Origin of the sequence: Streptomyces africanus, from assembly GCF_002150735.1 — a bacterium.
Taxonomy (GTDB): domain Bacteria; phylum Actinomycetota; class Actinomycetes; order Streptomycetales; family Streptomycetaceae; genus Streptomyces; species Streptomyces africanus.
On the sequence record NZ_MUKA01000120.1, the window covers coordinates 1 to 8962 of the forward strand.

Below are 8962 nucleotides of genomic sequence, written 5' to 3' on the forward strand. Positions count from 1 at the left end.
CACGACTCGGCACGCCCGCCGACGGCTCGCCCCGCCCGGCCACGGCCCGTGACGCCCCACCGCGCCGAACCGGTCATGTCCCCCGCAGAACCACCCGCCGACCCGCCCATCCGACCACCCCGTCAGCCCATCCGACCCCCCCCGCACCGAGGAGCCCAAGGTCTTGATCCCGTCCCCCGTCCCTGCCTTGATCACCCGTTTGTCAGTGCTGGGTCGTAGGGTGGTCGCGCTATGACGAAGCCCTCACTCCCCGAACTCCTGCATGCTGCCGTCACTGCCGTCGGCGGTACGGAGCGCCCCGGTCAGGTGGCCATGGCCGAAGCCGTCGCAGAGGCGATCGACGACGGCTCCCACCTGCTGGTCCAGGCCGGTACCGGCACCGGCAAGTCGCTGGGCTACCTGGTGCCGGCGCTCGCGCACGGGGAGCGTGTGGTCGTCGCGACGGCTACCCTGGCCCTCCAGCGCCAGCTGGTGGAGCGCGACCTGCCGAGAACGGTCGAGTCGCTGCACCCCCTGCTGCGCCGCCGCCCGGAGTTCGCGATGCTCAAGGGCCGGTCGAACTATCTGTGCCTGCACCGTCTGCACGAGGGTGTCCCGCAGGACGAGGAGGAGGGCCTCTTCGACCAGTTCGAGGCAGCCGCGCCCACCAGCAAGCTGGGCCAGGACCTGCTGCGGGTGCGCGACTGGGCCGACGAGACCGAGACCGGCGACCGTGACGACCTCACACCCGGCATCTCGGACCGGGCCTGGGCCCAGGTGTCGGTGTCGTCGAGGGAGTGCCTCGGCGCCTCGAAGTGCGCGTACGGCGCGGAGTGCTTCGCCGAGATGGCCCGCGAGCGCGCCAAGCTCTCCGAGGTCATCGTCACCAACCACGCACTGCTCGCGATCGACGCCATCGAGGGCGCCCCCGTACTCCCGCAGCACGAGGTGCTGATCGTCGACGAGGCCCATGAGCTGGTCTCGCGCGTCACCGGAGTGGCCACCGGGGAGCTCAGCCCCGGTCAGGTCAACCGCGCGGTGCGCCGGGCCGCCAAACTCGTCAACGAGAAGGCGGCGGACCAGCTCCAGACCGCCGCCGAGGGCTTTGAACGGCTGATGGAGCTCGCGCTGCCCGGCCGCCTGGAGGAGATCCCCGAGGATCTCGGCTACGCCCTCATGGCACTGCGCGACGCATGCCGCACCGTCATCTCCGCCATCGGCACGACCCGCGACAAGTCCGTCCAGGACGAGGACGCGGTCCGCAAGCAGGCGCTGGCCTCCGTGGAGAACGTGCACGACGTGGCGGAGCGGATCACGAACGGCTCCGAATGGGACGTGGTCTGGTACGAGCGCCATGACCGCTTCGGTGCCTCCCTGCGCGTGGCCCCCATGTCCGTCTCGGGGCTGCTGCGCGAGAAGCTCTTCGCGGATCGCTCCGTGGTCCTGACGTCCGCGACGCTGAAGCTGGGCGGCGACTTCAACGGCGTCGGTGCGTCCCTCGGGCTCGCTGCCGAGGGCACCGAAGGCGATGACCTCCCGCAGTGGAAGGGCATCGACGTCGGATCGCCCTTCGACTACCGCAAGCAGGGCATCCTGTACGTGGCGAAGCACCTGGCGCGCCCCGCGCGGGACGGCGACCGCGGGGACATGCTCGACGAGCTCACGGAGCTCATTCAGGCGGCGGGCGGCCGCACCCTGGGCCTGTTCTCCTCCATGCGGGGCGCCCAACTGGCCGCCGAGGAACTGCGTTCCCGGATCCCGGAGTTCCCGATCCTCCTCCAGGGCGAGGAGACACTCGGCGAGCTCATCAAGAACTTCGCGGCCGACCCGAAGACCTGTCTGTTCGGCACCCTGTCGCTGTGGCAGGGCGTGGACGTCCCCGGGGCCAGCTGTCAGCTGGTCGTCATGGACAAGATCCCGTTCCCGCGCCCGGACGACCCCTTGATGAGTGCCCGCCAGAAGGCCGTGGAGGACGCGGGCGGCAACGGCTTCATGGCCGTCGCCGCCACCCATGCCGCGCTCCTCATGGCCCAGGGCGCCGGCCGTCTCGTACGGGCCTCGGGCGACCGCGGGGTGGTCGCCGTACTGGACCCGCGCCTGGCGACGGCCCGGTACGGGAGCTATCTGAAGGCATCACTGCCCGACTTCTGGTGCACGACGGACCGTAACCAGGTGCGGAAGTCGCTGGCGGCGATCGACGCGGTGGCGAAGCAGGCGGAAGCGGATTGAGCCTCGGGGCCGGTCTGCGGTGACGGAACCGTGGCCCGGCCCCCACACCGGGAGTACTGGGCCCGCCGCCAGGACTACTCCCCCCGACACCGCGTACTGGAGCCCCCGGACACCGCGTACTGGAGCCCCCGGACACCGCCTACCGGGGCCCGGACAGCGCAGGGCCCCGGAACCGGCGCAGGGGTCCCGGGGCCCGGTCAGGGGGCGGGCCGAGTGGGCCCGCCCGACGCGGTGCGCAGACTCAGACGCGGCGCAGTACGGCCACCACCTTGCCGAGGATGGTCGCGTCGTCGCCGGGGATCGGCTCGTAGGCCGCGTTGTGCGGGAGGAGCCACACGTGGCCGTCCTCGCGCTTGAAGCGCTTGACGGTGGCTTCACCGTCGAGCATCGCGGCCACGATGTCGCCGTTCTCGGCGACCGGCTGGCGGCGCACCGTGACCCAGTCGCCGTCGCAGATGGCGGCCTCGATCATCGAGTCGCCGACGACCTTCAGGACGAACAACTCACCGTCGCCGACGAGCTGGCGGGGGAGGGGAAAGACGTCCTCGACGGACTCCTCGGCGAGGATCGGCCCACCGGCGGCGATGCGGCCGACCAGCGGGACGTACGACGCGGCCGGCTTGCCCGCGGTGTCCGTGGGCTGCACGGAGGCGGCCTGGTCGGAACCGCGCACCTCGTACGCGCGCGGGCGGTGCGGGTCGCGGCGCAGGAAGCCCTTGCGCTCCAGTGCCATCAGCTGGTGTGCGACGGAAGATGTGCTGGACAGGCCGACGGCCTGGCCGATCTCGCGCATCGACGGCGGGTAGCCGCGCCGCTGCACGGAGTCCCTGATGACCTCGATCACGCGGCGCTGGCGGTCGGTGAGTCCGGAACTGTCCGCCCGGATGCCGGGAGGTCGTCCCGGCAGGGAGCGCTTGTGCCCCTCAGGGTTCGTGGCTTCGTTCATCGCGTGCACCGGCTCCAGTCGGCCCTGGGAGCGGTCCTGGGCAGTGATGGCGGCACTGTCTGCGGTGGTGGTCACGTCGGCCCCTCTCGATGGTCTCCCTGCTGGACAACGGTAGTTGCTTTCGAAAGGTTGCGCCAAACACACGTTCGAGTGAAAAATCGCGTATCTGCTGACGCGATCATGTGTCCGGGTGTATTGGCTACCGCTCCACCTGGCGGGCAAATGCGCCCATTGCTGTACTCTTCACCGCCGGGGTGATCGCCTCGGGGGCTGTTGCCTCAGTCTGCCATCCGGCATTCCCCTGCCCCGGGACCAGCCCTCATATGTGCGGGAGTGTCACGCCCCCTCCTCGCGGCGCCCACGGTATCCCCGCATCTGCCGCAGCGATACGGCTGTGCGCGCCGGGATGCGGCCGGCGAGGTCGGCCGGGCCCTCTTGGCGGTGCCGCTGAGAACGTACGAGGCGGGCGTGGCCGGACCGCTCGCGCGTCACCTGCGTCTACGCGCGCGACACGCGCGTATGGCGTGCGTGTATGAGCCAATCCCCACATCTAGTGGTTGGATTGCAACAGCAGCCCACAAGTTGTGGTCCCCCGGGTCTTCGCGCCCATGGTCATCGCCTATGCTTGAGGCTGCTTCGTGGGGCGCAAGAGGCCCAGCGATGCTTATGAGTCTGCTGTGAGGAGGGTTGGAGTTCATGCACTGCCCCTTCTGCAGGCACCCCGACAGCCGTGTCGTCGACAGCCGTACGACCGACGACGGCACGTCCATCCGCAGGCGCCGCCAGTGCCCTGACTGCTCCCGTCGTTTCACGACTGTGGAGACGTGCTCGCTCATGGTGGTCAAGCGGTCCGGAGTCACCGAACCATTCAGCCGTACCAAGATCATCAATGGCGTGCGCAAGGCGTGTCAGGGGCGGCCCGTCACCGAGGACGCGCTCGCCCAGCTCGGCCAGCGGGTCGAGGAGGCGGTGCGGGCCACCGGAAGCGCCGAGCTGACCACCCATGACGTGGGACTGGCCATACTCGGCCCGTTGCAGGAGCTCGATCTCGTCGCGTATCTGCGCTTCGCCTCCGTCTACCGGGCGTTCGACTCGCTCGAGGACTTCGAGGCGGCCATCGCGGAGCTCAGGGAAGAGACGGGACGCCCCGACGCGGACGACGGAGACCGCGAGGGCGCGGGGGCGGGGAGCCAGGAAGACGACCGCGGGCCCGGAGGGACGGGACACGTCCCCGAGCCCGCAGGCGCCGCCGACTGACCGGCGGGCCGGACCCGGACGGCAACTCCGGGCCCGGCCGGGCGGCGGCGATGTGAAGACCTGTTGCGGGCGATGTGAGTGGGTGCCCGCAGCATCAGACAGAACACCGTGCCACGGGAACAACGGGGCACTTCAGGGCGTTTTCGCCCGTACAGGGAGGCGGCATGACAGAGACGGCGAGCGGTCCGGCACGGAGTTCCCGCGCCAAGAGCACCAAGGCGAGCAAGGGCCTGCGTATCGAGCGCATCCACACCACCCCTGGTGTCCACCCGTACGACGAGGTGGCCTGGGAGCGCCGTGACGTCGTCATGACCAACTGGCGCGACGGCTCGGTCAACTTCGAGCAGCGTGGCGTCGAGTTCCCCGACTTCTGGTCGGTGAACGCGGTCAACATCGTCACCAGCAAGTACTTCCGTGGTGCCGTCGGCACCCCGCAGCGTGAGACCAGCCTCAAGCAGCTGATCGACCGCATCGTGAAGACGTACCGGAAGGCCGGAGAGGACCACAAGTACTTCGCCTCGCCCGCCGACGCCGAGATCTTCGAGCACGAGCTGGCGTACGCCCTCCTGCACCAGATCTTCAGCTTCAACAGCCCTGTCTGGTTCAACGTCGGCACCAAGCAGCCCCAGCAGGTCTCCGCCTGCTTCATCCTGTCCGTCGACGACTCCATGGAGTCGATCCTCGACTGGTACAAGGAAGAGGGCATGATCTTCAAGGGCGGCTCCGGTGCCGGCCTGAACCTCTCCCGGATCCGTTCCTCCAAGGAGCTGCTGTCCTCCGGCGGCAACGCTTCCGGCCCGGTCTCCTTCATGCGCGGCGCCGACGCCTCCGCAGGAACGATCAAGTCCGGTGGCGCCACCCGCCGCGCCGCCAAGATGGTCGTCCTCGACGTGGACCACCCCGACATCGAGGACTTCATCGAGACCAAGGTCAAGGAAGAGGAGAAGATCCGCGTCCTGCGCGACGCGGGCTTCGACATGGACCTGGGCGGCGACGACATCGCCTCCGTCCAGTACCAGAACGCCAACAACTCGGTCCGTGTGAACGACGAGTTCATGGCGGCCGTCGAGCAGGGCGGCAAGTTCGGGCTGCGCGGCCGGATGACCGGCGAGGTCATCGAGGAGGTCGACGCCAAGCAGCTCTTCCGCAAGATCGCCGAGGCCGCCTGGGCCTGCGCCGACCCCGGCATCCAGTACGACGACACCATCAACAACTGGCACACCTGCCCCGAGTCCGGCCGGATCACCGCGTCGAACCCGTGCAGCGAGTACATGCACCTGGACAACACGTCCTGCAACCTGGCCTCGCTGAACCTGATGAAGTTCCTGAAGGACGACGGCAAGGGCAACCAGTCCTTCGAAGCCGAGCGCTTCCAGAAGGTCGTCGAGCTGGTCATCACCGCGATGGACATCTCGATCTGCTTCGCCGACTTCCCGACCCAGAAGATCGGTGAGAACACGCGCGCGTTCCGCCAGCTCGGCATCGGCTACGCCAACCTCGGCGCCCTGCTGATGGCCACCGGCCACGCCTACGACTCCGACGGCGGCCGCTCCCTCGCCGGCGCCATCACCTCCCTGATGACGGGTACGGCGTACCGCCGCTCCGCCGAACTCGCCGCGGTCGTCGGCCCGTACGACGGCTACGCCCGCAACGCCGACGCCCACAAGCGCGTCATGAAGCAGCACTCCGACGCCAACGACAAGGCCGTCCGCATGGACGACCTGGACACCCCGGTGTGGGCCGCCGCCAGCGAGTCGTGGCAGGACGTCCTGCGCCTCGGCGAGAAGAACGGTTTCCGTAACTCCCAGGCGTCCGTGCTGGCCCCGACCGGCACCATCGGCCTCGCGATGTCCTGCGACACCACCGGTGTCGAGCCCGACCTCGCCCTGGTCAAGTTCAAGAAGCTGGTCGGCGGCGGCTCGATGCAGATCGTCAACGGCACCGTCCCGCAGGCCCTGCGCCGCCTCGGCTACCTCGAGGAGCAGATCGAGGCGATCGTCGCCCACATCGCCGAGCACGGCAACGTGATCGACGCCCCGGGCCTCAAGCCCGAGCACTACGAGGTGTTCGACTGCGCCATGGGCGAGCGGGCCATCTCCCCGATGGGCCACGTCCGCATGATGGCCGCGATCCAGCCGTGGATCTCCGGCGCCATCTCCAAGACGGTCAACATGCCGGAGACGGCGACCGTCGAGGAGGTCGAGGAGATCTACTTCGAGGCCTGGAAGCTGGGCGTCAAGGCGCTCGCGATCTACCGCGACAACTGCAAGGTCGGCCAGCCGCTCTCCACCAAGAAGTGGGAGGAGAAGGCCGAGGAGCCCGCCGCCGTCGAGGCCAAGGTCGAGAAGGTCGTCGAGTACCGCCCGGTCCGCAAGCGCCTCCCGAAGGGACGTCCCGGCATCACCACGTCCTTCACCGTCGGCGGTGCCGAGGGCTACATGACCGCCAACTCCTACCCGGACGACGGTCTGGGCGAGGTCTTCCTGAAGATGTCCAAGCAGGGCTCGACCCTCGCGGGCATGATGGACGCCTTCTCCATCGCGGTCTCCGTCGGCCTCCAGTACGGCGTCCCTCTGGAGACGTACGTCTCGAAGTTCACGAACATGCGCTTCGAGCCGGCCGGCATGACGGACGACCCGGACGTGCGGATGGCGCAGTCGATCGTCGACTACATCTTCCGCCGCCTGGCGCTGGACTTCCTGCCGTTCGAGACGCGCTCCGCGCTCGGCATCCACTCGGCCGAGGAGCGTCAGCGTCACCTGGAGACCGGTTCGTACGAGCAGACCATCGGCGACGACGAGGTCGACGTCGAGGGCCTGGCCCAGTCGGCGCCGCGGGCCCAGGAGCTGAAGGCCGTCTCCGCGCCGGCGACCGAAGAGGCGGCCAAGCCCGCCCCGCAGCAGGCCCACACCAGCGCCGAACTGGTGGAGATGCAGCTGGGCATCCAGGCCGACGCCCCGCTGTGCTTCTCCTGCGGCACGAAGATGCAGCGCGCCGGTTCCTGCTACATCTGCGAGGGCTGCGGCTCGACCAGTGGTTGCAGCTGACGCCGAGCGCCTGAGCCGATGACAGAGGGGCACCGCCTTCGGGCTGGTGCCCCTCTTGTCGTCACGGGGCGCCGATGCCGGGAAGCCTGTCCAGCACGCCGTCCAGCCCCGACCGGACGGTGTCCTGGTCGCCGGTGTCCAACCCGTGCGTGACCTCGTACCAGGGGCCCAGACGGTGCCAGATCCGGGAGCGCCGGCGCAGCGCCGGCCGTGCCCCGTAGGCGGTCGCGCAGGCGTCGGCGAACGCCGGTGAGGAGCCGTTGAGCGCCCATGCCAGGTCGATGGCATGGTCCCCGATGTGCGCGTCGCCGAAGTCGATGACACCGGTGAGGGCACCGTCCTGGGCCAGCAGATGCTCGGGCCCGAGATCCCCGTGGACGAGGGCCTCGGCGGGCAGTGCGCCGAGGGCCTTCAGCAGGCCGGAGGCCGGGTTGTGCCGGTCCGGCGGCAGGAGGGGCAGCACGCGAGCACGGAAGTCGTCCGCCAGGGTGGCGCGTTCCCGGAGCACCTCCCGCGAGGGCGGCACGCCGCGTCGCACGGCCTCATCGGTGTCCGCCCTGTGCAAGGCGCGCAGGAACAGCCCCAAGGCGCGTCCCTGGGCGGCGTCCAGCTCCCCCAGGGGTTCACCAGGGACCAAGGCGTGCCGCACGGTGAGCGGATCGTCGGACACGACGTGGGGCACCGGCACGGTGAGCGGCAGGTGAGGTGCGAGCCAGGGCAGGAGGCGGGTCTCCGTCCGGAGGTGCCGCTCCACATCCGGGCGGAGGGGACGGCGTTCGACCCAGCGGCCGTCGACCAGCCGGGCCTCGCAGTCCCAGCCGCCCGGGAAGACCGGGTTCACCCCTGATTCCCGAGGGCTCTCCGGGGAGAACTCACGACCGGTGTGCGGCACCCATCGTCCTGGCGAAGTCCACGGGGTCGCCCTCGAAACCCCGGAGGCCGGGGCGGAAGTCCCAGGGGCCGGAACCGTCCCGGACGAACTCCGCGACTGTCGCCGCCGTGGCCCCCAGGACACCCCCGAAGTCGTCCTCGGCCAGGACCGTGTACCCCTCGCGGATGCGCAATCCGGGGTTCACCACACTGACGAACGTGCGCTCCGCCGGGCGCTGCTGGATGACGACACCGACCACCACGCGCGCGTACCGGCCGTCGAGCCGGTCGAGTTCCAGCGTCATGACCTCGTCGTAGCCGAAGCCCTGGCCGTCCTTGCTGTCCCGGTTCAGATAGATGGTGCCGTCGGGGGAGCGGCTGTCGAAGTGCACCAGATAGGCGGGATCGCCGTGAGGGGCGTCCGCCAGATAGGTCGCCGCGACGAGGTCCAGGTCGGTGGACGGCTGCCCCGCCGGACTGGGATCCCACCGCACCGCGATCTCGACCTTGCGCAGCCCCTTGTTCAGCCCGTCCACCAGCTCCCCTTCCCCGCACCGACCCGCCCGCTCGCCTCAACTGCCGGGCAGTCATGACTGTTTGTCCATCCTGCCACGCGGGCGGGTCGGTGCGGGGA

The 8962-nt window shown here is 69.7% G+C and carries 6 protein-coding genes; 3 read left to right on the forward strand and 3 right to left on the reverse strand.

All coding sequences use genetic code 11. The features are described 5' to 3' along the window. Positions 1-231: 231 nt before the first annotated feature. Positions 232-2208 carry an ATP-dependent DNA helicase gene (locus tag CCL05_RS17445; RefSeq protein WP_086561432.1) on the forward strand — a complete coding sequence of 659 codons (1977 nt, stop codon included), beginning with the start codon at positions 232-234 and terminating at the stop codon, positions 2206-2208. Between the two features lie 241 nt (positions 2209-2449). Here CCL05_RS17445 and lexA read toward each other — a convergent pair whose 3' ends face one another. Further along, positions 2450-3229, reverse strand: a complete 780-nt coding sequence (gene lexA / locus CCL05_RS17450) for a transcriptional repressor LexA (RefSeq protein WP_030845416.1) — start codon at positions 3227-3229, stop codon at positions 2450-2452. A gap of 621 nt (positions 3230-3850) precedes the next feature. Between lexA and nrdR the strand changes: the two genes are divergently transcribed. Continuing rightward, complete coding sequence (nrdR, locus tag CCL05_RS17455; protein ID WP_086561436.1) at positions 3851-4411, forward strand: transcriptional regulator NrdR; 561 nt, start codon at positions 3851-3853, stop codon at positions 4409-4411. A gap of 164 nt (positions 4412-4575) precedes the next feature. Further along, positions 4576-7458 (forward strand): vitamin B12-dependent ribonucleotide reductase, encoded by a 2883-nt coding sequence (locus tag CCL05_RS17460; protein ID WP_086561433.1) that lies wholly within the window; start codon positions 4576-4578, stop codon positions 7456-7458. A gap of 61 nt (positions 7459-7519) precedes the next feature. Here the strand turns inward: CCL05_RS17460 and CCL05_RS17465 are convergent, their stop codons facing one another. Both CCL05_RS17465 and CCL05_RS17470 read right to left on the reverse strand, forming a co-directional pair. Further along, a complete protein-coding gene (locus tag CCL05_RS17465; protein ID WP_086561434.1) occupies positions 7520-8299 on the reverse strand; it encodes a phosphotransferase in 780 nt (259 codons plus the stop codon). A gap of 31 nt (positions 8300-8330) precedes the next feature. Next, positions 8331-8864 (reverse strand): TerD family protein, encoded by a 534-nt coding sequence (locus tag CCL05_RS17470; RefSeq protein WP_086561435.1) that lies wholly within the window; start codon positions 8862-8864, stop codon positions 8331-8333. Positions 8865-8962: the final 98 nt, after the last annotated feature.

Bases quoted from the DNA above. Each gene is read 5' to 3' on its own strand.
- CCL05_RS17445 (WP_086561432.1), top strand. From the start codon at position 232: ATGACGAAGCCCTCACTCCCCGAACTCCTGCATGCTGCCGTCACTGCC.
- CCL05_RS17460 (WP_086561433.1), top strand. From the start codon at position 4,576: ATGACAGAGACGGCGAGCGGTCCGGCACGGAGTTCCCGCGCCAAGAGC.
- nrdR (WP_086561436.1), top strand. From the start codon at position 3,851: ATGCACTGCCCCTTCTGCAGGCACCCCGACAGCCGTGTCGTCGACAGC.